Source organism: Cryobacterium zhongshanensis (assembly GCF_022760445.1).
GTDB classification, from domain to species: domain Bacteria; phylum Actinomycetota; class Actinomycetes; order Actinomycetales; family Microbacteriaceae; genus Cryobacterium; species Cryobacterium algoricola.
Genome location: NZ_JALGAR010000001.1, coordinates 1,176,012 through 1,197,844, shown reverse-complemented (window position 1 = coordinate 1,197,844; position 21,833 = coordinate 1,176,012). Strand labels below are relative to the sequence as shown.

Below are 21,833 nucleotides of genomic sequence, written 5' to 3'. Positions count from 1 at the left end.
CAATGTCCAAGCAGGACTATTCAAGCTTCGCCGGTCTCAGCCCATTCGAGCTGAAAGACAAACTCATCTCCGTAGCCTCTTCGGACGCACAACGCCTGATGTTGAACGCCGGTCGAGGAAATCCGAACTTTCTGGCAACTCTCCCCCGTTGGGCATTCCTGACCCTCGGCGAATTTGCCCTCAACGAATCCCAACGCTCATACTCCTATCTGGACAGCGGCTTCGGCGGCCTCCCGGAGCAGGAGGGTATCGTCGGGCGCTTCGAGGCCTTCGCCATCCACCAGGAGAACAGCCAGGGCGTCACTTTCATCCGTGCGGCGATCTCCTACGTGAAGGACCAGCTCGGTCTCGACCGTGAGGAGTTCCTCTTCGAAATGGTCGGCGCCTTCCTCGGCTGCACCTACCCGACGCCGCCACGGATGCTGCGCCACGTCGAGGAGATCGTCAAGGCTTACCTCGAGCAGGAGCTGTTCGGACCGATCACCTCCGACGGAAAGTTCTCACTCTTCGCCACCGAGGGCGGCACCGCAGCGATGGCCTACATCTTCCAGAGCCTCTCCGCCAACGGCCTCACGCACCCCGGAGACAAGATCGCCATCGCCACCCCGATCTTCTCGCCTTACCTCGAGATCCCTGCCCTGGCGGAATACGGCCTTCCTGTCGTCGACATCCGAATGGATCGAACGCAGGACTGGCAGCTTCCGCAGGAGGAACTCGACAAACTGCTCGACCCCGCCATCAAGGTCTTCTGTGTCGTGAACCCGAGCAATCCACCCTCGTCCAAGCTCTCCACGGCCGTTCTCGACCAGCTCGCCGAACTCGTCTCGACACGCCGTCCCGATCTGATCATCATCACGGACGATGTCTACGGCACCTTCGCCGACGACTTCGTCTCCTTGTTCGCCCGGTGTCCCCACAACACACTGTGCGTGTACTCGTTCTCCAAGTTCTTCGGGGCCACCGGCTGGCGGCTGGGCACGATTGCCCTGCACACCGCCAACGTCGTCGACGAGCTTCTGGCGGCACTTCCCGAAAACGACAAGGTCCGCTTGGACGCGCGTTATGCGTCCCTGACCGACGAGCCCCGCACACTCGCGTTCATCGACAGGCTGGTGGCCGACAGCCGTGCCGTCGCTCTCAACCACACCGCAGGGTTGTCAACGCCTCAGCAACTGCAGATGGCTCTCTTCGCCATGAACGGGTTGATGGACCGTCTCGGCCAGTACAAGAATGCCGCCAAGCAACTCATCCGCCAGCGCTACCAAACGCTGTACCGAAGCATGGGCGTGCCGGCGGGGTTCGAACCCGATGACGTGGACTACTACACACTGATCGACCTCCAGGAGCTCGGCGGACAGCTCTACGGCGCCGAGTTCGAAGCCTGGTTCATCAAGCAAGACCTCGGAACAGAGTTCCTCTTCCGCCTCGCCGACGAGACCGGCGTCGTGCTACTGCCAGGGAAGGGATTCGAAGTGGTAGACACCTCGGCCCGGGTCTCTCTGGCCAACCTCACCGACAACGAATACCGCGCGATCGGGGCGGCAACCCGGCGCATCGTCGATGAATACCACGAGGCGTTCGCTCACTCACTGCCGTGACCACATAATTCGCCAGGGTCGACGGCACCCAGGCGGATCTTCCGAGTCGCTGGATCCGCCCGATGACCGGATCGAGGCGTCAGCCGAGCCGCCCAACCGTGAGCGTCACAGTACCGCCCGAGTGCATCGAGGTTCCCGCACCGGGAGTCATGGACAGGACCACTCCGACCTGTTTTGGGTCAACGACGGTCGTATCGACGACGACTGGGGCGTAGGCGCTGAGCTTTGTCCGGGCCGCTCCTTCCGTCAGGCCGACAACATCCGGCAGCAACTTCAGAGCCCCGTCACTCGTGTGAAGAGTGATGGTCGAGCCGGGACGGGCCTTCGTTCCGCCGGCCGGCGATGAGGTGACAACCGTTCCCGCCGCCAGCTCCGACGCCGCGGTCCGACCGGTCACGACCGTGAACCCAGCGGACTCCAAGGCGGCCGTTGCGCGCGCAGCCGATTGGCCACGCACGTCGGGAACGGACACCGGCGTTCCATAGAGGGTGTCGGTGGATGCCTCGGCAAAGTCATCCCCGCCGTACTTCGCGTTAGCGACTGACATGACATCGGGCCACATCCGATGTCGGGCCGTCGCAGCCTGACCGCTGTCGAAGTAGACATTGCGCTGGTTGGCCGACCCTGTGACGCTCACCACGCCGACGACCGTCGCCACTTTCGAGCTGGCTCCGCTCATCCAGGTGTCCTTGTTGCCATCGGTCGTTCCGGTCTTTCCGATCATCGGCACTCGTGGCGTCGTATCGCGATAGGACTGCCACGCGGTGCCCCCTGTCATGACTCGATGCATTGCGTAGGTCATGCCTGCGGCCACTGCAGGCGACACCGACCGCGCACAGACGGAAGGTGAAATGGGAACGTCGGCGCCATTCGCGTCGGTGACGCTGTCGATGGCGACCGGGGTGCAGGTCGTGCCGTCGTTCGCTATGCCGGCGAAGGCTGCCGCCATGGTCAGCGGTGCGACCTCGTTGGTGCCGATCACGGTCGCAGCACTTTGCAACAGAGGGTTCCCGTCTGCACGATGGACGTCGAACGCCTCTGCTCTCTTACGTATGCCGCACAGGTCCAGCTCTTTGGCCATTCCGATGAAGCCCGTGTTGATGGAGTCGATCGTCGATTCGAGAGCGCTGTAGTGCGCTCCGGTCTCGCCAGAGGAATCGTTTTTCGGGTTCCATCCGGGATAGGTCTGCGGGCCCAGGCAGCTGTCCGAGAAGGTGCCCCAGTTGCTCGTGCGTCGGGAATTGACCCGCTCGCTGAGCGCATGCCCCTCTGTCAGCCATTGTGCCAGCGTGAAAACTTTGTAGGTCGACCCTGGCTGGAACCCATGTGATCCGCCGTCCTGGTAATCGGTGTTGTAGTTGATTCCGGTGGAGCTCGCACCGGTTGACTGGACGTCGGGGTCTTGACTGAAGGTCTTGTTCTGCGCCATCGCGAGCACGCGTCCGGTACCGACTTGGACGCTCGTGACGACGGCTCCCACGTCCCATCCGGGGTACGTGGTGGGCACATTCGCGGCCAGTGTGGCGACGGCTGCATTTTGCACGTCGAGGTCCAGTGTGGTGTAGACGTTGTAGCCGCCACGCCGGAAGGTGAGGAGTCTGGTGTCTTCGTCGGCGCCGAATGCGGGGTCGTGTAAGAGCTGTTTGGTCACGTAGTCGCAGAAGAAGGCGTTGGCGCCGGCCGTTTTGCAGCCGGTGCTCGGCTCGGTGATGGTGGGTTGCACCGGCGTTGCTATCGCGGCGTCATGGTCTCCCTGGGTGATCTTGCCATGGCGGAGCATCTCGTCGAGGATGTAGTTGCGCCGGCTCGTGTTGTCGGCGTATCCGTTTGCTGCGCCGTTGGTTGCGCTGGTCGGGGTGTCGAGCCGGAATTTTCCCGGATTGTTCACGATCGCGACCAGGCTGGCCGCCTGCGGCAGTGTCAATGCCGCGGCGGTCGAGTTGTAGTAATAGTTGGCCGCAGCTTCAATGCCGTATACGGTCCCTCCGAATCCCGTGATGTTCAGGTAGTGAGCAAGGATTTCGTTCTTGGAGTAGACCTTCTCCAACCCGATGGCGAGCCGCATTTCCTTGAGCTTGCGGTCAACTGTCGTCTCCGTCGCCGCCCGATAGCAGTCAGCAATGGCGTTCGCATCGTCCAGAACCTCGCACCTCTGAACGAGGACGTTCTTCACGTACTGTTGCGTGATCGAGGAGCCACCTTGGATGGCGCTGCCCGTTGCCGTTCTCACCACGGCGCGGAGGGTCCCCTGAAGGTCGATCCCGCCGTGCTCATAGAAACGTGGGTCCTCCCCGGCGACAGCCGCGTCTTTCGCGAATTGGCTGATCGCTCCCCACCCGACATCAACGCGATTCTGGTCGTAGAACGACGCCAGGAGCACGGGCGCGCCATCGCTGTGTTTGGCGTAGATATTGCTCTTCTGAGAGAGCTGGTCGATCGCGAGATAGCTCGGCAGGTTTTCGAACGTGTTGATGACGTTGGTGGCCGCCATTCCAGACACGGCGACAGCTGGAGTCACCGAGGCAGCCACGAGGACACCCGCGACGGCACTTATCGCGATGAAGCCGACGAGGTGCCCGAGCGCTCCGCGAACGGTGTGGGGTGGTGTCGATTCGGTGCTCTTCGTCACACTGTCCTTTGATTGGTCGCGAACATATCTACGGCGCCGTCTCACTGCGATCGTCCCTGGCGCCGATCGCGGCGAGATAGGAGTTGTATGCGACGCGCTCGGCGTCGCCGTCTTGTGCTGCTTTCCGATCGGCGACTCGATCGTGGCGCGTAGCCGCACTCTGCCAACGGAGGAACAGCGCGCCCAGGACGAGCAGGGTGGGCAGTTCGGTGAATCCCCAGGCGATCCCACCGCCCAGCGCTTGGTCCGCCAGCGGCGAAATACTCCAGCCGGGGGCAGGGTGAGTGTAAAACGCCACGATCGGGGCGACCGACATCATCACGACGACGCCGAAGAACGCATGGAACGGAACCGTGATGAACAATTCCAGGATTGCCAGCACCGGTGGAGCCAGCCTGCGAACTCCTCGAGACGCTTCCCGTGGCGAAGGGTCGACACCCAGGATCCCCCAGAAATACAGCATTCCAATCACGAGGAAGTGCACAAGCATCAGATTGTGCCCCCACATCGTGCGCATCAGAGAGTCGAAGACCGGGGTGAAATAGAGCCCATACAGGCTCATCAGGAACAGGCCTGTCGTGACTCCCGGATGGGTGACGAACTGAGCGAACCGGCTGTGCAACAGCGCGAGGAGTCCTTTGCGCAGGTTCCAGCCGCCGCCGTGCCTGGCCGGGAGTACCCGCAGCAGCAGAGTTACCGGTGCACCGAGCGCGAGCAGGACCGGCGAGAACATGCTGAGCGTCATGTGCTGGACCATATGTACGCTGAACAATTGCATTCCGTAGCCATCCAGCCCCGTGGCTGTCATCAGTATGAGTGTTGCGACGCCGAGGAGCCACCACACCGTTCGCTGCACGGGCCAGCGGATGCCGGAACGGTGTAGATGCCAGAGTGCGAAGAGATACAGGACTGCCATCACAAGGCCGAGAGTGGGCAGCACGGGAACTGGCTGAAGGTGCCAGGCCAGCAGGTTCGGAAGTGTCGGCGGTTGCGTCGGCATCCACATGGAACCCGTCATACTGCTCAGCGACGCGCCTTCGCCCGGGGTGGGAACCGGTACAGGGAACTGTTCAGAGCCCAAGAGTCAGCAAATCCGCGGCCTGGGGCTCACCTGCCGCATCCGCGAATGCTTGCAGTGCGTGCTGAAGTGCGGTCCGTTGATCCGGCGTCATGATCGACAGGATGGCGGAGATGTCCGCTCGGCGGCATTCGGTGACGTCGTCGACGAGTCGCCGGCCACTCGAGGTGAGTTCGAGGAGGACCTCGCGCCGGCTGTCGGGACTGGCCGCCCTCTCCACCCAGCCTCCGGCGACCATGCGATCGATGAAGCGGCTGAACGTCGATGGGATGACTCCCATTCGCTCCGCCACAGCGCCCATCCGGGTTGGACCGGACGAGCTGAGCATGACCAGGACCCGAAACTGCGGCAGGGAGACGACGTCAAGCGTTGCCACAACCGATCGGGCAACCACGCCGAGCAAGGCGCGGGAGGCAGCAAGGGTCGCGTCCGCGACCCTTGCGTCGGCCGCAGTGAAGGCATCCATCCGTCAAACCCCGTTCCAGACAAGTGATAACGTGATTATTGCACACATACAACAATTGTCTAATTACACATTACGGAGCCTTGATGGCACAGCCCACTCTGAGCCTGCGGGGACGAATTGGATCCCTGTTGTTGGAGCCCTTGCACACGTGGTTCACCCGGATCCTCACCGGCTCCGGACGACTCATGTTCATGTCCGTCGTGGTCGGCGCAGGTGTCGGTTTCGGCGCAGTCGCGTTCCGTTGGCTGGTGGCCACCGCGACTCTGATTTTCACGGGAACGGTCGATTACTCAGCCTCCGTCGGCCATCCGGCCAATCCCTGGGTTCCGTGGTTGGGGGGCGCATTCGTGATCGTCGCTCCGGCCATTGGCGGTCTCCTCTACGGCCCCTTGGTGAACAAATTCGCACCGGAAGCCCGGGGGCATGGCGTCCCAGAGGTCATGTACGCCATCACCAAACGGGGCGGCCGGATTCCCGGCAAGGTTGCGATCGTCAAGTCGCTCGCTTCGGCCATCACCATCGGTTCCGGCGGGTCGGTGGGGCGCGAGGGCCCTATCGTTCAAATCGGGTCAGCATTGGGGTCCACACTGGGGCGGGCAGTCCGGCTGCCCGAATCCCAGCTCAGAACCCTCGTCGCGTGCGGCGCGGCAGGCGCGATCGCAGCCACGTTCAATGCTCCGATCGCCGGAGTCTTTTTCGCCCTCGAACTGCTGCTCAGGGATTTCGCCGCCCGTTCCTTCGGTGTGGTCGTCCTGGCCTCAGTGACCGCATCGATCGTCGGCCGCTCGATCCTCGGCGATCACCCCTTCCTGAGCCTGCCGACGTTCACCATCGTCAACCCGTCTGAGTTCACGCTCTTCGCCGTGCTTGGACTCGCGGCAGGCCTGACCGGAGTCGGGTTCACGAAGGTCCTGTACGCCGTGGAAGACCTCTGCGACTGGGCCTGGCGGGGCAAACCGGAGTGGTTGAGGCCGGTCGCCGGCGGCCTCGTGCTCGGTCTGGTGCTGTTTGCCCTGCCCCAGATGTACGGGGTTGGTTACCCGGTCTTGGAGAAGGGCGTCCAGGGCGGCTATGCCCTGGGCTTCGTTGCGCTCTTGCTCGTCGGCAAGGTCGTGGCGACGAGCCTGACCATCGGCATCGGCGGCTCCGGAGGAGTGTTCGCACCGTCGCTCTTCATCGGAGCGATGCTCGGTGCCGCGTTCGGCGACGTCGCCGGCATGGTGTTTCCCGTGTTCGCCGGTCAAACCGGCACGTTTGCCTTGGTCGGTATGGGAGCAGTCTTCGCCGGAGCCACGCGGGCCCCGATCACGGCAGCAATTATCCTGTTCGAACTGACCGGGGAATATTCGATCATCCTTCCTCTGCTGCTCGCGATCGTGATCGCGACGGGCGTGTCCCGATTGCTCAGCAGGGACACGATCTACACCCTCAAACTTCGTCGCCGCGGCGTGAGCGTCGATGGGGGTCCCGGCGGCATCCTGCTGCATTCCACGCTCGTGCGTGAAGTCATGACGGATGCTCCCGATCCGGTGAGTTCCCGGCTCACCCCCGCCGCAGGAGCGCGGATCCTGATCGATTCCGGCAAACGCGCCCTGCCGGTTCTTCATAGCGACGGAACGTTCATCGGGATCGTGACCGTCGCTGCCATATCCGACTCCCTGGGCAACGATGACGACAGCAGTGCGATCACCCTCAGCGCCCTGATCGAGACGCCCACTGCCGCGAGCCCCGACGATACCCTGGACAGCGTTCTGGATCGGGTTCTGGCGGCGAGCGAAAGCGATGGCCTGCCCGTTGTCGACTCGACCGGCATGCTCCGAGGCTGGCTCACACTCAATGCCGTCCTCCGAACGGTGACGGCCAGACCCTGACACAGCGACGATCGAGGAAGTCGAAAGATGTCGAAGCTCCCGGGCGGATTATCGTCACGATCTCGCACCTTACTGCTGATGGCCTTCGCCTTTTCCGTGATGGCCGACCCGGTCTCTTCGGTCGCGTACGCTGTCGAAGCGGCGCTGCGCGCCCTGGACGGCGACCTTTCTCTCCTCGTTCCAACCATGCTCCTGGTCGTTGCCATCATCGCGCTGGTCATCGTGAACTATCGGCAGCTCATTTTCCGGTATCCCAAAGGTGGTGGAGCCTCCGCGGCTGTCGGTGAGGCCTTCGGGGATGCCTGGTCATTTATCCCGATCGGTGCCCTGGTCGTCGATTTCGTACTGACCATTGCCGTGAGCGTCTCGGCAGGCGCCTCGGCGCTCATCGCCTATTTCCCTGACCTGGCACCCTGGCGACTCCTTCTCGCGTGTGGCCTGATTCTCGCCGTGGCAATGCTGACTCTGTTCGGGCAACTCGGCCGCCTGGTCTTCGCCGCGATGGCTCTTGCATTCATCGCTGTGACCGTCGTCGTCCTGTGCTTCGGTCTCGGCGCAACACCGCAGGCCGCCGCCGCTCCGGCATCGTCTGGCCACGTCCCGATTGTGGCCGTCGTGCTGGCGTTCCCGGTTGCCATGGCGCTCGCCACGGGAGTGGAGGCGCCATCGACCGCAATTGCCGAACTCGGCGAGCTGAATGACCGGGGTCGCCGACGATTCGGTCGGGTGACGCTCTGGCTGACCCTGGCCGTCGTTGGAACGTTGACCCTCGGCGTCGCACTGGAGGTGGTGCACTTGCACATCGGAGTCCCCGGCGCCGACACCACCCAGATCGCAGAACTTGCGCGCCTGGCTGCCCCGGAACCCCTGTTTGCTGCGTTTCAATTCACCACTGCCCTCCTGCTTGTCGCCGCGGCCAGCTCGTCGTTCCAGGCAGGACCCGGGATGCTGAAGGCTCTCGCACGCCACACCGGTCCCGACGGTCGCCGGGTCGGGATTCTGCCTGCCGTGCTCGACCGCACGAACGCCCGCCATGCCCCTGTCTGGGGAGTGGCACTGTTCGGAGTGCTCGCTGTGGTGGTGACTGTACTCGCGGGCGGCGATGATCAGACCCTCGTCCTCTACTACGCGGTGTCCGTCTTCCTCAGCTTCCTGGGCGGCCTGCTTGCCATGGCCAGGTTCTCCCACCGGGACCGGCATCCGGCTTCCCTCGTACTGAACCTCGTCGGCGCGGCGACCGTGGCGTTCACACTCATCGTGAACCTCGCTCGCGTCCTGCCGCTGGTGAGCCTCGCCGCGTCACTGCTGGTGTCGGCCATCCTTTACCTCGTTTGGGCGCGCGCAGGACGCCCCGAGGGAATCCGCATGGACACCTCCGATCACGCCGATGGCGACGGCGATCCCCGGCCCTGAGCACCGGAACGCACGAACGGCCCATGCCGAAGCACGGGCCGTTCGTCATAACAGCGGCTTACTTGGTGAGCGAGTCCACGTAGTCCTGGTTGTCGGCGATCCACTTTGCGACGATGGGGCCGTAGTCCTGGCCGTCATAGTCAACGAACATCGCGGTCTCGAGCGAGTACAGCTGATCTAGGTCCATCTTGTACCCGGAGAGCCATTTCGTGGCCTGCGGGAAGTCAGTGCCGAAGTCCTTCTTGCCGTAGGCGTGGAGGGTCTCCGCGGCGCCGAGGGTGCCCTCGGGGTCTTCGAGGTTCTTCAGGTCGAAGGAGCCATACGCCCAGTGCGGCTCCCAGAGGGTCACGGCGATGTTCTCGCCGGTCTTCGCTGCTGCCGTGAGCTCGGTGAGCATCGCGGCGGTCGACGAGGTCTGGTAGTCCATCTTCTCGAGTCCGTAGGTCGGAATCGTCTTGTTCGTGACCGCTTCGGTCAGGCCGGCTCCCGGTTCGATGCCCACGATTTTGTTGCCGAACAGGTCGGCGTTCGCGGCCAGTTCGGCGATCGAGTTGATCGGTGCATCCGCATTCACGGCGATGGTGTTCTTCGCCTCGGTGTTCCAGGCCGCGAGTTCGGTGATCTTGTCACCGTATTCCTTAAGGTAGGTGGCGTGGGTGTTCGGAAGCCAGACGTCGAGGTTCATGTCGTAGTCGCCGGTGGACAGCCCCGCGTAGACCGCGGCGACGTCGGCGTACTCGAGTTCGACGTTGTAGCCCTGCTTGTCCAGGATGGCTTTCCAGAGCTCGGACGCCGCGACACCCTCGTCCCAACCGTTGAACACGGCGATCGTGAGGTCTTTGTTGTCGGAGTTGCCGTTGCCGACGGTCTGCGCGGGCGTTGCTGCGCAGCCCGTGAAAGCGAGGAGCCCGACGGCTCCGAGGGCGATGATGCTGAGGGAACGCTTTTTCATGTGTCTTCCTGTCTTGTCACCTGCTGTGGGTGACCGGGGTTGACGGATGTGACCGGCCGCCGAGGCGGCCGGGCGTGCCACGGAGACAGGTGTCTCCGTGAGTCTTGGAGGTGCCGGTCAGAACGAACTTGACCGGCGGGCATCGAGGGGGACGTCCTCTCGCCCGGAGCCGGTCAGACTCAGGCGGGCTGCGGCGTCTTCAGGTCTGCGACGGGCGCGCTGATCGCGCTTCCGTCAGCAGCCGCGGCGACCTGCCGACGGTGCTTGCGCCCTGCCAGGAGCCGGCCGATCGGGGTGCTTCCCGTGCCGAGGGAGGCGGTCATCCGGTCGAGGAAGATCGCGAGGATCACGACGGCCAGGCCAGCTTCGAAGCCGAGCGACACGTCGATCCGGCTGAGGCTCGCCACGACCTGCTGGCCGAGACCGCCCGCGCCGACCATTCCGGCGATGACGACCATCGAGAGGGAGAGCATGATGACCTGATTGATACCGGCCATGACCGTGGGCATCGCCAATGGCAGCTGGATCTGACGGAGTATCCTCGCCGGCGACGCACCGAATGCCTCGCCCGCCTCGACGACCTCACGATCGACGCTGCGGATGCCGAGCTCGGTCAGGCGGACACCCGGAGCCATCGCGAAGATGATCGTTGCCACAATGCCGGGCACGACTCCCACCCGGAAGAGGATCAGCGCGGGAATCAGGTAGACGAACGCAGGCATGGTCTGCATGAAGTCGAGAATCGGCCGGATGATCTTGGATCCTACGTCCGACTTGGCGGCCAGGATGCCCAGGGGAATGCTGACGAGGATGGCCAGAATGCTCGCGACGAGCACCAGGGCGAGCGAGTCCATGGCGTTCTGCCACTGGTCAACACCCACGATGACGATGAGGCCGATGACAGCGCCCACCGCGAATTTCCAGCCGCGGACCATCAGTCCCAGTGCAGCGGCCACGAGGATGATCACCCAGAACGGCGGGGAGGCAAGGACGAGGTCGACGAACTCATAGGCGCCATTGAAGACGGTGCGCACAAAATCGAAGAGGAAACTGAAATTGCTGGTGATGAAGTTGATGAAGTCGTCGGCCCAGCTACCGAGCGGGATGCGGAAGTCGTTCACAGCTGCGCTCCTTCCGAGGCGGTTTCGCGCAGGGTTTCGGTGATCACGCTGAGCGAAATGGTCGATGGCGGTTCCGTGATCGGCAACTCCCCCGTCGTGGTGGTGACGTTACCGAGAGCGGCAAGCAGGGTCACCCGCGGGATGACGCCGAGCAGACGGTTGCGCGCATCGACGACGGCGATCGGCAGGTCGCTTTCGACCGCAAGCTCGACGAGGTCGACCAGGGCGGTATCTGCGGAAACGGCCGTTGCCTCCTTGATGATGGGGCGAAGGTCGGGGTGGTTGGCCTTGACCTGTTTGAGTACGTCCCGGTCACGCACGACCCCGACGAATCCGAGGTCGCGCCCGACCACGAATGTCGCGGAGGTCTGCAGGTCGCGCATCGTGCGAAGGGCGGCGCGCGGCCCGGAGTTCACGGTCACCATGGATCGCACCGGCTCCATCACGCTCCCGGCCGTGAGCACCCGCGCCCGGTCGACGTCCTGAACGAACTGGGCGACGTAGTCGTTCGCCGGGTCGGTGAGGATGTCTTCGGGGGTACCGATCTGCACGATGCGACCGTCGCGCATGACCGCTATCCGATCCCCGAGGAACATGGCCTCGTTGAGGTCGTGGGTGATGAAGATGATGGTCTTGCCGAGTTCGGCCTGCAGTTCGATGAGCTGTTCCTGCATTTCCCGGCGGATCAGCGGGTCGAGTGCCGAGAACGCCTCGTCCATCAGGAGCACGTCGGTATCGGCGGCGAGCGCCCGGCCGAGGCCGACCCGCTGCTGCATTCCGCCGGACAACTCGGACGGCATGCTGTCTGCCCAACCGTCCAAGCCGACCAGGCGGATGATGGTGCGGGCCTTTGCGAGGCGCTCCACGCGAGGCATGCCCTGAACTTCGAGGCCGTACGCCACGTTGTCGATCACGCTGCGGTGAGGCAGCAGGGCGAAGTGCTGGAAGACCATGGACACGCTCTTGCGACGGACGTCGCGCAGCTTGGCGGCCGGGAGTCCGGTGATCCGGGTGTCACCGACAGTCACCGTCCCGGAGGTCGCTTCGAGCAGGCCGTTGAGCATCCGAATCAGAGTGGACTTGCCCGAACCGGACAATCCCATCACCACGAAGATCTCGCCGCGCTGCACTTCGAAGGAGGCGTCGATCACGGCGGCTGTTCCGAGATGCGCAAGGTCTTCCCGGCTCGCGCCGCCTTCGAGTTTCTTGACGATGTCGTGTGGTCGACGACCGAACGCCTTGTACAGGTGGTCTGCCTTGACGGCGATTTCAGGTGCTCGGGATGTCGAGGCTGTGCGCTCCGCCGAGGCGGCGGATTCCTGCGCGTATTCGGCAACGATCTGGGTCACGGATTCTCCGGAGCACGACGACAAAACCGGCTTCACAGCCGACTGGACGGGGCTCGCTGTATCGGGCGGGTGGGCCTAGACCGGCCCTGACACCGTTGAGCGGCGTGAGCTGGAGCGACCATGGGGTCACATCCGTCTGGCCCCACCATACGACCGCGGCTCTTCCAGTCATGCTGGGGGCTGCGCGCTCGCGTCCTGATGAGGGGTATTAATTGCTTCCAGTAGCGTACACCCTCAAGCGGGGGCCCTCAGATCACCAGGGTTTGTTCGACAAGGCCTTGGGCCACTCGGGACAGCAGTAGACGGTTGGTGCGGGCGTACGTCCGGAGCAGGGTGAATGCTTCCTCCATCGAGATGCCGCGAGAGTGCGCAAGCACGCCTTTGGCCTGTTCGATCACCACCCGGGACGTCAATGCGTTGGTGAGCTGTTCGCGGACGGACATGCTTTCCCGGAGCGTGCGTTCCTGAAGGATTCCGATCGTCGCGACATCGGCCAGGGCCTGCGCGGCACGAACGTCTTGGGTCGGCAAGGCGCCGGGAACGCTGGACAGCAGGTTGAGCGCACCGATTGTCGTCTCGCGCAACCGCAGCGGGATAGCGAAGACGGCGGCGAAACCCTGCTCGCGTGCACTGTCCCGAAAACGTTGCCACTCGGGCGGGCTGTCCTCGACGTCCGGCAGAGACACGACAGAGCCGGACGTGAAGGATTCCACGCAGGGGCCCGCCCGGGCGCTCAATTGCATGACCTCGACCAGCCTGCTCGCCTCACTTGTCGAGGCGATCACCTCCAACTCGCCGTCGGCATCGGCCAGGAGAATTCCCGCCGCCGCGATGTCGAAAACATCCGCGCACCTTTCAACCAGTGTCTGCAAGAGATCGACCACGTCATAGTCGGCGACGAGGGTGTCGGCGAGGGTCGCGAACGTGTCGATCAAGCGATCTTCTCGGGTGCTGTCAATCATGAGACCCTTCGATCTGCTGTTCGTTCACGGCAAAGCTCAATCGCCGGTCGATGATCTCGCTTGAGATGTCGAGCATGGATCGTCCGGCGGCGAATGCATGGCCTTGGATTACAAGGAAGGCATCCGCTGCGGGGATGCCCAGTTGCGCCAGGACCATACCCGTTGCTTGATGGATTTCTCGGCGAGAGAATGCCCGCCGGGTGGCCGTGTCGGCCTCGCCCACGAGGTCGCTCTCGGACAGTCGGAGTGCTCGATTGAGAACCATCCGGCTGACCACGGTTGCGAGGATCTCGACGTGCTGGATGTCTTGCTCGCCGAGTCGATAGGGCTGATTCGTGTAGAGGTCGATCGCCCCGATGCGCAGCGGGCCCAGCATCAAGGGAAAGGCGAAGAGCGCACCGAAGTTTTCGGCGATGATTGCTTCCGAAAAGGCCGGCCACACGTGGTTGGGCCGTTCACGAATGTCCGGCTCCAGGACGGGCTTCGCGGTCTCCAGCGCGTCCCAGCACGGGCCCTCACCAAGATCGAATTGGAGCTCGTCGAGCCGGAATGATTGCGCGTCGCTCGCGGAAATTGTTTCAGCGGCGAGAATGTGGCCGAACGTGGAGATGGACAGCCCATCGACGGGCAACAGAGCCAGGAGGGGCTCAAACAGGCGCGATTCGTGCCCCGTCAGAGCGTTCAACGAGTCCTCTGTCGCGGCTAATCGGTCAGGCATTGACATCGCACCCTCGATTCCTGCTGCCTACCTGATTCACACGCCTCCGCTGCATATCCGCAAGCTACTCCATCGACGTCGGAATAGCATCCATCGGTACAACCGGATTCGCATCGTCACGATCCCGATCTCCGTTGGCTACCCCAGGGAGACAGACCGTTTGCATTCGGGCACCCAATTCGGCATCGTCAGAGATCGTTCAGGTCCGGGTCACTCCATTCGTAGTCCGGGACTGCGATCGTTTCCAGGTACTCGGTCTGGCTCGGAGCGGAAGCCAGCACTTCGAGATTCGCGAGGTGCTTGACGGTTTCCGACGCATCGGGTTCAGGCCACGCTGATTCTTCTGGAATGGACATGAAAGGGCTGGCCGGTGCGAGGAGCAATGTCGCAGTTACGCTCGTGCCGTCGATGAGCACGACCGGGATGCGCGCGACCGCGGCGCTGTTCTTGACGTTGAGGACGACCAAGAGGGCAACGAGCGCGTCACCGATTCGATCTGCCGTCAAGAACGAGGCGCCACCGAACGTAATTCGTCTCATGCGTCCACGCTGAACTCGTTCCCCGTCGGGCACAAGGACCTTGCGCGCCCGTGCTGCACTGGTGGCACCGGACAGTATTGCGACGGCTCTCGATCAGATGGCCCGTAAATCGGATGCTGCCGAGATGTTGCCAAAACCCGAAAACGGGCCTTCTCGGGCGCTTAAATCCACGTTGTTCTCAAAAGAGTGTTGCCAAAATTTTGCCATTTTGGCTGTGCGCCCATTTCGCGCCCTTTTTTCAACCTTGCTCTGCGATCCGCAGTGAGCGCTCACACAGGATCGTCTCCGCGGCCATCGATGACGGTCGACGCCGACGGGTCGGCCAGGCCGGCCGCGAACACCCAGTGCCCGCCGGCGACCAGCTTCTCGTTGAATGCGTCGATCGCGGCCGCCTCCTCCACGGTGCCGGACTCGCTTCGGTCGTCGATGACATTGATCAAGTACTGCATAGTGTCGGTCCTCTCGCTCAGGCGTACACGGGGCGGCCGCCCACGCGGTAGGTGAGCGCAACGATACCGGTGCCGAACACCACCGAATCCTCCAAGTGCAGTCCGAAGTCCAAGCCGTTCTGCGGGAAGAGCCGCTCGCCCTCCCCGACGATCACCGGGAACAGGACGAGGTTCAACTCATCCACAAGTTCGTTCTCGAGGAGCCAGCGGGCGAGCGCCGCACTCCCGACCACGAGGAGCTCGCCAGCCGGCTGGGCCGTGAGCTCGCGAATCTCGGCGGCGACGTCACCCGAGATCACCGTCGTGTGCTCCCAGGCCGGATTGGTCAGGGTGTTCGAGACCACGTACTTCGGCTTCGAGCTGATCGCCTCCCCGAACCCACCATCGTTGCTTCGGGTGCCCCAGTACGTCTCGAACAGGCCGAATGTCCTTCGGCCAAGCAAGAACGCATCCGGGCGCCGCCAGGTATCGAGGATGTATTGCGCGGCATCCTTATCACCGAACGCACGCGCCCAGCCGCCGCGAGTGAATCCGGGGTCCATCTCCTCGTTGTTCCCGCCGTTCGCCTGAGCGACGCCATCCAGGGTGACTTGCAGGCTGATGGTGAGTTTCATGGTGCTACTCCCTTCGCGCCACCCCTGGTGGGCGGCCTCACTACTGCAACGAATGCGTCCGATCCAATTCGACAGTTCTGCTTGGAATTCTCCGGAAGTACCAAACTTGATGGGAAGCGTCGGCTCCGCCTCGATCCAGGTGAATGTACTCGAAAAATACGAGGCGAGCGCGCCGACGCTGTGTCAGAAGGGAACGGCTTGCGGGACTCTCGAACTCTGAACGGCCCATTGGGGTTCCGGGAAGGGGATCAACTTCTGTGCACGACCGGGGCTGCTTAGGGTGGAGGGATGAACGCAACGTGCGACACCTGTGAATCGGCATTGAGACATACCGCCGGACCTCCACCGCACAACGTTGACGTTCTCGGCACGACCGCTGAATTAGCGGATCGGGTTGCCGAGGGTCGCATGCGGTACCTCCGGGGAGATGTCGCGTTGGAAGACATGATCGACCTTGCTCGATCCGAATTGAGGTACACGATAGTGAGCTTCTTGGATTGCGCTGACTGCGGTCAAGTCAAATTCTGGGGACTTTGTATCCGCGCAGCTCCGATCTACAAGACGGTCGATGCCGGGGCTCCCGCGGCCTGGAAGTGGGAACCTGTTCCGTCTCGTGAGACATGGGCTCGCCAGGCATAGACCGCTCGCGAAAGTCAGGTCGCGAAATCGGATGTTGCCGAAACCCGAAAACGAGCACTCTGGGGCGCTTAAACAAGAACGCCCGGTTCCCTTTATTTTCAAGGGAACCGGGCAATTGTGACCCCAGCGGGATTCGAACCCGCGTTACCGCCGTGAGAGGGCGATGTCCTAGGCCGCTAAACGATGGGGCCGTTTTTGCAACTTACCGAGTATGCCACACGGATCGGGTCCGCTCCAAACCGAGCGGACGACACGGCACGTCGTCGGCTTGCATCACGCAGTCATCTGGGTATTAGCTCGGTCCAGACACCCGAGAGAACGGACCCGACATGAAACTGACCAAGCTCGAGCACGCGGCCCTGATCGTCGAGGTAGCGGGACGCAAGCTCTTCATCGATCCGGGTTCGTACACGACGGCATTGACTGACACGGCGAGGGCGGATGTAATCGTCATCACCCACGAGCATCCCGACCACTGGACTCCCGAACAACTCGACCGCATCATCGCCCTCAGCCCCGACGTGCGGATCTTAGGTCCGGCCGGGGTTGCCGCCGCAGCACAGGGCTACCCCGTCGAGGTCGTCCATGAGGGCGACACCGTCACGGTCGGCGAGTTCACCCTGCGCTTCTTCGGGAGCACGCACGCCGTCATCCACTCGTCGATCCCCGTGATCGACAACGTCGGCGTCCTCGTCAACGACCGGCTGTATTACGCCGGCGACGCCTTCACGGTCCCGGCAGGGGTGGCTGTCGACACGCTCGCCGTTCCGGCCGGCGCACCCTGGTTGAAGATCAGTGAAGTGATCGACTATGTGCTCGCCGTGAAGCCGCGCCGCACCTTTCCGACCCACGAAATGCTGCTGTCGAGGGCGGGCAAGGACCTCTCCAATCTGCGCATCGCCGCAGCGACCGAACAGGCCGGCGGCGAGTTCTTCGCCCTCGAACCGAACGAGTCCCTCGACCTCTGAACCGGGCAGTCCGGCATCCGCCGGTGCGGCACCCGAAATGCGCGTCGTACGCTGGGATGACTGGGATGTAAACGTCGGCTGGTTCCCAGTCCTCTCCCAGCGAGCGCCGTGAATGTGCAACTACTGTGAATTTATTGTCTGCGCACCGTTATCGCCAGCATCCGCTGGCCGGTACGGCTTCCGCGGGTCGAGCGAAGCGCTCCAGTCACCCAACGAAGGAAAGCCCGCATGAGTGTTCCCGTTTTGTCCGCGCAGGTCATCGGCAAGTCCTATGGCAGCGGAGCCAACCGCTTTGATGCGCTCAAAGGCGTCTCCCTCGACATCCAGGCCGGCGAGTCCGTAGCCATCGTCGGAAAGAGCGGCTCGGGAAAGTCGACGCTCATGCACCTTCTCGCGCTCCTCGACGATCCGGACTCCGGCGTCCTCCTCGTCGAAGGGACCGACGCCAAGAAGCTCAAGGCGAAGGAACTCAACCGGCTGCGCAACCAGGACTTCGGTTTCGTGTTCCAGCAGTTCTTCCTCACTGCGAACGCGACCGTGCTCGAGAACGTCGTCCTCCCCCTCACGATCGCCGGCGTCGGGGCCAAGGAACGCAAAGCCCGCGGCATGGCTGCACTCGAACAGCTCGAACTGGCCGACAAGGCCAAGAACAAGGCGAAGAACCTCTCCGGCGGGCAGAAGCAGCGCGCAGTGATCGCGCGCGCCCTCGTAAACAACCCCAAGGTCATCTTCGCCGACGAGCCGACCGGAAACCTCGACTCCGCCACCGGAACGGTCGTGGAAGACATCCTCTTCAAGCTCAACAAGGAGAACGGCATCACGCTCATCATCGTGACCCACGACACGGAGCTCGCCGCCCGCTGCGACCGCCAGATCTTCATCCGCGACGGCCTCGAAGAGACAGCCGACTCGCCAACCGGAACCCACAAGAGAGGCGGAGCCCACTCGTGAAGTTCCTCGACATCGTCCGCTCCGCCATCCAGAACAGCTTCCGCAACAAGCTCCGCACCGGCCTCACCGTCATCGCCATCTTCATCGGAGCCTTCACGCTCACGATCACGAGCGGCATCGGCACCGGAGTGACCGCATACATCAACGGTCAGGTCTCGGCGATCGGTGCCGCCGACGTGCTCACCATCACCAAGGCATCGGATGCGACGGCCACGGCCAGCGACGGACCGGCCGCCTACGACCCAAGCAAGTCCACGACCGTGAGCCTCGGCAACGGATCTCGCCCCGGCTCGACCATCCAGGCCTTGACCGCGGCCGACCTCGCGAAGATCAAGGCGACCGCCGGTATCCTGAGCGTCGACCCCGCCGTGCGGGTCTCGCCGGACTACGTCGAATATGCCGACAACGGAAAGTTCGAGCTCACGGTCAGCCAGACCGGCACCATCACGACGGCAGACCTCGCCGCTGGAGCGCAACTCGACAACAGCAGTTCGAGCGACCAGCTCCTCCTGCCGACGACGTACCTGAAGAACCTCGGCTACGCGAACGCCCAGGCCGCCGTCGGCACGCCGGTCAGCATCGGCATCACCGACTACACCGGAAGCCAGCAGACCGTCACGGCCACCGTCGTCGGCGTGCAGAACGAGACGCTGCTCGGCAGCGGTGCCGCCCTCAACCGGAGCCTCGTCGCCCACCTGCACACCGTCGCGATCACCGGAGAGCCGGCCGGAGTTTCCGCAGGCTATGCCACCGCCGTCGCGCACTTCGACGCCTCGGCGACGAAGGCTGAGATCTCCACGATCAAGGCCGACCTCAGCGCACAAGGATATTCATCCCAGACCGTCGCAGACACGATCGGCGCCTTCGAGACCGTGATCAACGTCATCATCGGCGTGCTCAACGCCTTCGCCGTGATCGCCCTGATCGCCGCCGGGTTCGGCATCGTCAACACCCTGCTGATGAGCGTGCAGGAACGCACCCGCGAGATCGGACTGATGAAGGCCATGGGCATGAACGGCGGCCGGGTCTATGCCCTGTTCAGCATGGAGGCGGTCTTCATCGGCTTCCTCGGCAGCGCGCTCGGCGTCGTCGCCGCGATCGGTGTCGGCTCGCTCATCAGCAATCTCCTCGCGAACGGGATCTTCTCTGCACTGCCCGGCCTCCAGGTCGTGCAGTTCGCACCGGCTTCGATCGCCATCATCGTCGGCGTGGTGATGCTCATCGCGTTCCTCGCCGGTACCCTTCCGGCCAGGGCCGCCGCACGACAGAATCCCATCGACGCCCTTCGGTATGAGTAACGGGGCGGGGACCACGCACACCGCCCCCTCCGACGCCGGGCAGGACGACGGGCTGCGCGCTCGCAAGCGCGCAGCCACCCAGGCCGCGCTCGAAGCGGCCGCCATCGGCCAGGCCAGCGAACATGGCTACCACCACGTCACCGTCGAGATGATCTGCGAGGCCGCCCAGGTCTCTCCACGCACCTTCTTCAACTACTTTTCGACGAAGGATGCCGCCTTCCTCGGGGCATCCGCGCCCATCCCGACCGAGGCAGCCGTGGAGACGTTCGTCGCGGGCGCCGGCGGATCGGTGCTCGCCGAACTCGTCCTGATGATCGAGTCCGCGATCGACGCGAGCGAGCCCGACCGGGAGCTTCTCCGGGCCAGGCGCACGCTCATCGAGAACACACCAGAACTCTTCACGAGTGAGATCACCCGCCTTGCCGAACTCGAGGACCGGCTTGCGGAGATCGTGCTCCTTCGTTTCGCCACCCGCGGGCGCACGGCGGCGACCACGCCGGACATCCTCGACGAAGCGCACATGGTCGTCGGGCTGGCGGTCAGCGTTCTCCGGTTCGCGATGCGCAAGGCCTCGGAATCCGACGACTCTGCCGATCCCCGCGCCATCCTGCGTCACGCCATCGGCCTCGTCGAACGCATTACCGGGGTCAATCCGTTCACGACGGATGCCCGCGAACCGCGGAGCGACTAGCCCACCTGCTGAGCTCCCTGTGTATCCACACACTGCGGTTGCAAAACGTGAGGAATTGTCTACTTTGGTTCAGTAGGTACCTGACGCCGTACTCGCGAGTGCGGCCGGAACCCCGGAACTGAATCGCTGCACACCTTCGACGAGTCAGCTCAATGGCGCCGCTGACCAGCACAATCGAGCACAAGGAACCCGATCCCTATGCCCCCAGAATCGACAGTGTCCGCTGACCCCGGCTACGCGTTGGACTGGGGCGCCATCGCGAGTGCTGTTGTGCACGACGCGGGGGTCGTGGTTTCCTATTTTCCCCTGGCCATTGCGGGAACCATCGTCTGGGGACTCTGGCTGTACCGGTTCATCCTGTCGCATCGGGCCCCAGCGATCGTCACAGACTTCCGAACGTCGACCTCCGTGATCGTGCCCTCGTTCCATGAGGACCCCGAGATCCTGTTGAGTTGCCTCGATACCTGGCGGGCCCAGAACCCCAACGAGATCCTGATCGTGCTCGACGTCGCGGATGTCGACACCTACGAACGCATCGTCCGGATCGGCGATCCACGCGTCAGACCGATCCTCTTCCATCATGTGGGCAAGAGGTCGGCGCTCGGGGCGGGGATCCGGGAGGCGAGGCACACCCTCCTCGTTCTCACGGACTCGGACACGTGGTGGGAGCCGGACCTGCTCAGAAACGTACAGATGCCCTTCGAGGACCCCCTGGTCGGAGCGGTCGGTACCCGCCAGAACGTGTACCAGAGCGGCACGAGTGTCTGGCGACGGATCGCAGACTGGCTGGTCGACCTGCGCTACCTCGACTACGTGCCCGCCATGGGGCGGGCAGGGGCCGTGCCCTGCGTGTCCGGGCGGACGGCGGTGTATCGGCGGGCGGCGGTCCTGCCCGTGCTCGACCACCTCGAGAACGAGTTCTTCCTGGGCCGACGCTGCATCTCCGGAGACGACGGCCGCCTGACGTGGCTCGTGCTCGCCTCCGGCTACAAAACCGTGCACCAGGCATCCGCACGCGCCCTGTCGATGTTCCCGACCGGCTTCCGGGCCTTCGTCAAGCAACGCGTGCGCTGGAGCCGCAACTCCTACCGGTGCTACCTCACCGCCATGGCCAGGGGCTGGCTCTGGCGGGTACCGTTCATCACCAAGGTGACCGTGCTCCAGATCCTGCTCACCCCGCTCACGATGGGCATCACCCTGTTCTACCTGGTCTTCAGTCGCCTCGAGTTGAGCGTCGTCGGGTTCGCAGCAGCCATCGGCTGGCTGCTTCTCGGCCGCGGCATCCGTGGGATCTCACACCTGCGCCGACACCCGAAGGACCTGCTGCTCCTGCCGTTGCTCGCCCTCGCCGTCATCATCGTCGCCCTCCCGATCAAGACGTATGCCCTCGTCACCATGAACCGGCAGGGCTGGCTCACCCGCCACAACGACACCATCGGCGGTGACGGCCAGGACGCGCGCACCCTCACCCCAGCGGCGGTGGCCCCGTGACACGGACCAGGGTTGCGCCGGTCCGGGTGCCCCGCA

Annotated in this window: 19 protein-coding genes and 1 tRNA gene; 8 read left to right on the top strand and 12 right to left on the bottom strand. The window is 63.7% G+C overall.

Annotated features, from left to right (window positions below; translation table 11 throughout):
• Window positions 1-2: 2 nt before the first annotated feature.
• Window positions 3-1,598, top strand: coding sequence for a bifunctional aspartate transaminase/aspartate 4-decarboxylase (locus tag MQH31_RS05410; protein WP_243011212.1), 1,596 nt, complete (start codon window positions 3-5; stop codon window positions 1,596-1,598).
• 79 nt (window positions 1,599-1,677) lie between these two features.
• Here MQH31_RS05410 and MQH31_RS05405 read toward each other — a convergent pair whose 3' ends face one another.
• From MQH31_RS05405 to MQH31_RS05395, 3 genes are read right to left on the bottom strand one after another with little or no spacing between them, the layout of a single operon-like run.
• Window positions 1,678-4,227 (bottom strand): transglycosylase domain-containing protein, encoded by a 2,550-nt coding sequence (locus tag MQH31_RS05405; protein WP_243011211.1) that lies wholly within the window; start codon window positions 4,225-4,227, stop codon window positions 1,678-1,680.
• A 28-nt stretch (window positions 4,228-4,255) separates the two neighbouring features.
• On the bottom strand, window positions 4,256-5,245 hold the full coding sequence (locus MQH31_RS05400) for a cytochrome c oxidase assembly protein (protein WP_243011210.1): 990 nt from the start codon (window positions 5,243-5,245) through the stop codon (window positions 4,256-4,258).
• Window positions 5,246-5,297: 52 nt separating this feature from the next.
• Window positions 5,298-5,771, bottom strand: coding sequence for a MarR family winged helix-turn-helix transcriptional regulator (locus MQH31_RS05395; RefSeq protein ID WP_243011209.1), 474 nt, complete (start codon window positions 5,769-5,771; stop codon window positions 5,298-5,300).
• Window positions 5,772-5,854: 83 nt separating this feature from the next.
• Between MQH31_RS05395 and MQH31_RS05390 the strand changes: the two genes are divergently transcribed.
• Window positions 5,855-7,642, top strand: coding sequence for a chloride channel protein (locus MQH31_RS05390; RefSeq protein ID WP_308196422.1), 1,788 nt, complete (start codon window positions 5,855-5,857; stop codon window positions 7,640-7,642).
• A gap of 78 nt (window positions 7,643-7,720) precedes the next feature.
• The gene (locus MQH31_RS05385) at window positions 7,721-9,055 is read left to right on the top strand and encodes an APC family permease (protein WP_243011208.1); all 1,335 of its coding nucleotides are present in this window, start codon (window positions 7,721-7,723) and stop codon (window positions 9,053-9,055) included.
• A gap of 58 nt (window positions 9,056-9,113) precedes the next feature.
• Here MQH31_RS05385 and MQH31_RS05380 read toward each other — a convergent pair whose 3' ends face one another.
• The 9 genes from MQH31_RS05380 to MQH31_RS05340 form a co-directional block, all read right to left on the bottom strand.
• The gene (locus MQH31_RS05380) at window positions 9,114-10,007 is read right to left on the bottom strand and encodes a glycine betaine ABC transporter substrate-binding protein (protein WP_243011207.1); all 894 of its coding nucleotides are present in this window, start codon (window positions 10,005-10,007) and stop codon (window positions 9,114-9,116) included.
• A gap of 179 nt (window positions 10,008-10,186) precedes the next feature.
• Window positions 10,187-11,128: an ABC transporter permease gene (locus MQH31_RS05375; protein WP_243011206.1), complete on the bottom strand. Its 942-nt coding sequence runs from the start codon at window positions 11,126-11,128 to the stop codon at window positions 10,187-10,189.
• Entirely contained in the window at window positions 11,125-12,396 is a 1,272-nt protein-coding gene (locus MQH31_RS05370) for a quaternary amine ABC transporter ATP-binding protein (RefSeq protein ID WP_243011679.1), read from the bottom strand. The genes MQH31_RS05375 and MQH31_RS05370 overlap by 4 nt, the downstream gene beginning before the upstream one ends.
• 329 nt (window positions 12,397-12,725) lie before the next feature.
• Window positions 12,726-13,439 (bottom strand): GAF and ANTAR domain-containing protein, encoded by a 714-nt coding sequence (locus tag MQH31_RS05365; protein ID WP_243011205.1) that lies wholly within the window; start codon window positions 13,437-13,439, stop codon window positions 12,726-12,728.
• Window positions 13,432-14,124 carry a GAF and ANTAR domain-containing protein gene (locus tag MQH31_RS05360; RefSeq protein ID WP_166792519.1) on the bottom strand — a complete coding sequence of 231 codons (693 nt, stop codon included), beginning with the start codon at window positions 14,122-14,124 and terminating at the stop codon, window positions 13,432-13,434. Before MQH31_RS05360 ends, MQH31_RS05365 begins: the two co-directional genes overlap by 8 nt.
• 221 nt (window positions 14,125-14,345) lie before the next feature.
• Complete coding sequence (locus MQH31_RS05355; RefSeq protein ID WP_243011204.1) at window positions 14,346-14,696, bottom strand: hypothetical protein; 351 nt, start codon at window positions 14,694-14,696, stop codon at window positions 14,346-14,348.
• 269 nt (window positions 14,697-14,965) lie between these two features.
• Entirely contained in the window at window positions 14,966-15,145 is a 180-nt protein-coding gene (locus MQH31_RS05350; RefSeq protein ID WP_134532441.1) for a YciI family protein, read from the bottom strand.
• Window positions 15,146-15,162: 17 nt separating this feature from the next.
• A complete protein-coding gene (locus MQH31_RS05345; RefSeq protein WP_243011203.1) occupies window positions 15,163-15,759 on the bottom strand; it encodes a dihydrofolate reductase family protein in 597 nt (198 codons plus the stop codon).
• Between the two features lie 757 nt (window positions 15,760-16,516).
• Window positions 16,517-16,589: transfer RNA gene (locus MQH31_RS05340), tRNA-Glu, on the bottom strand.
• A gap of 138 nt (window positions 16,590-16,727) precedes the next feature.
• On the opposite strand from MQH31_RS05340, the gene MQH31_RS05335 reads away from it, so the two are divergent.
• From MQH31_RS05335 to MQH31_RS05315, 5 genes are all read left to right on the top strand, one after another.
• A complete protein-coding gene (locus MQH31_RS05335; RefSeq protein ID WP_243011202.1) occupies window positions 16,728-17,366 on the top strand; it encodes an MBL fold metallo-hydrolase in 639 nt (212 codons plus the stop codon).
• A gap of 228 nt (window positions 17,367-17,594) precedes the next feature.
• Entirely contained in the window at window positions 17,595-18,317 is a 723-nt protein-coding gene (locus tag MQH31_RS05330) for an ABC transporter ATP-binding protein (protein WP_134532447.1), read from the top strand.
• The gene (locus MQH31_RS05325; protein ID WP_243011201.1) at window positions 18,314-19,615 is read left to right on the top strand and encodes an ABC transporter permease; all 1,302 of its coding nucleotides are present in this window, start codon (window positions 18,314-18,316) and stop codon (window positions 19,613-19,615) included. Before MQH31_RS05330 ends, MQH31_RS05325 begins: the two co-directional genes overlap by 4 nt.
• Complete coding sequence (locus tag MQH31_RS05320) at window positions 19,608-20,306, top strand: TetR/AcrR family transcriptional regulator (RefSeq protein WP_243011200.1); 699 nt, start codon at window positions 19,608-19,610, stop codon at window positions 20,304-20,306. Before MQH31_RS05325 ends, MQH31_RS05320 begins: the two co-directional genes overlap by 8 nt.
• Before the next feature lie 198 nt (window positions 20,307-20,504).
• The gene (locus MQH31_RS05315) at window positions 20,505-21,797 is read left to right on the top strand and encodes a glycosyltransferase (protein WP_134532453.1); all 1,293 of its coding nucleotides are present in this window, start codon (window positions 20,505-20,507) and stop codon (window positions 21,795-21,797) included.
• The last annotated feature ends 36 nt before the right edge of the window (window positions 21,798-21,833 follow it).

Bases quoted from the DNA above. Each gene is read 5' to 3' on its own strand.
- MQH31_RS05330 (WP_134532447.1), top strand. From the start codon at position 17,595: ATGAGTGTTCCCGTTTTGTCCGCGCAGGTCATCGGCAAGTCCTATGGC.
- MQH31_RS05410 (WP_243011212.1), top strand. From the start codon at position 3: ATGTCCAAGCAGGACTATTCAAGCTTCGCCGGTCTCAGCCCATTCGAG.
- MQH31_RS05380 (WP_243011207.1), bottom strand. From the start codon at position 10,007: ATGAAAAAGCGTTCCCTCAGCATCATCGCCCTCGGAGCCGTCGGGCTC.
- MQH31_RS05400 (WP_243011210.1), bottom strand. From the start codon at position 5,245: ATGACGGGTTCCATGTGGATGCCGACGCAACCGCCGACACTTCCGAAC.
- MQH31_RS05320 (WP_243011200.1), top strand. From the start codon at position 19,608: ATGAGTAACGGGGCGGGGACCACGCACACCGCCCCCTCCGACGCCGGG.
- MQH31_RS05355 (WP_243011204.1), bottom strand. From the start codon at position 14,696: ATGAGACGAATTACGTTCGGTGGCGCCTCGTTCTTGACGGCAGATCGA.
- MQH31_RS05335 (WP_243011202.1), top strand. From the start codon at position 16,728: ATGAAACTGACCAAGCTCGAGCACGCGGCCCTGATCGTCGAGGTAGCG.
- MQH31_RS05350 (WP_134532441.1), bottom strand. From the start codon at position 15,145: ATGCAGTACTTGATCAATGTCATCGACGACCGAAGCGAGTCCGGCACC.
- MQH31_RS05395 (WP_243011209.1), bottom strand. From the start codon at position 5,771: ATGGATGCCTTCACTGCGGCCGACGCAAGGGTCGCGGACGCGACCCTT.
- MQH31_RS05385 (WP_243011208.1), top strand. From the start codon at position 7,721: ATGGCCTTCGCCTTTTCCGTGATGGCCGACCCGGTCTCTTCGGTCGCG.
- MQH31_RS05345 (WP_243011203.1), bottom strand. From the start codon at position 15,759: ATGAAACTCACCATCAGCCTGCAAGTCACCCTGGATGGCGTCGCTCAG.
- MQH31_RS05315 (WP_134532453.1), top strand. From the start codon at position 20,505: ATGCCCCCAGAATCGACAGTGTCCGCTGACCCCGGCTACGCGTTGGAC.
- MQH31_RS05390 (WP_308196422.1), top strand. From the start codon at position 5,855: ATGGCACAGCCCACTCTGAGCCTGCGGGGACGAATTGGATCCCTGTTG.
- MQH31_RS05365 (WP_243011205.1), bottom strand. From the start codon at position 13,439: ATGATTGACAGCACCCGAGAAGATCGCTTGATCGACACGTTCGCGACC.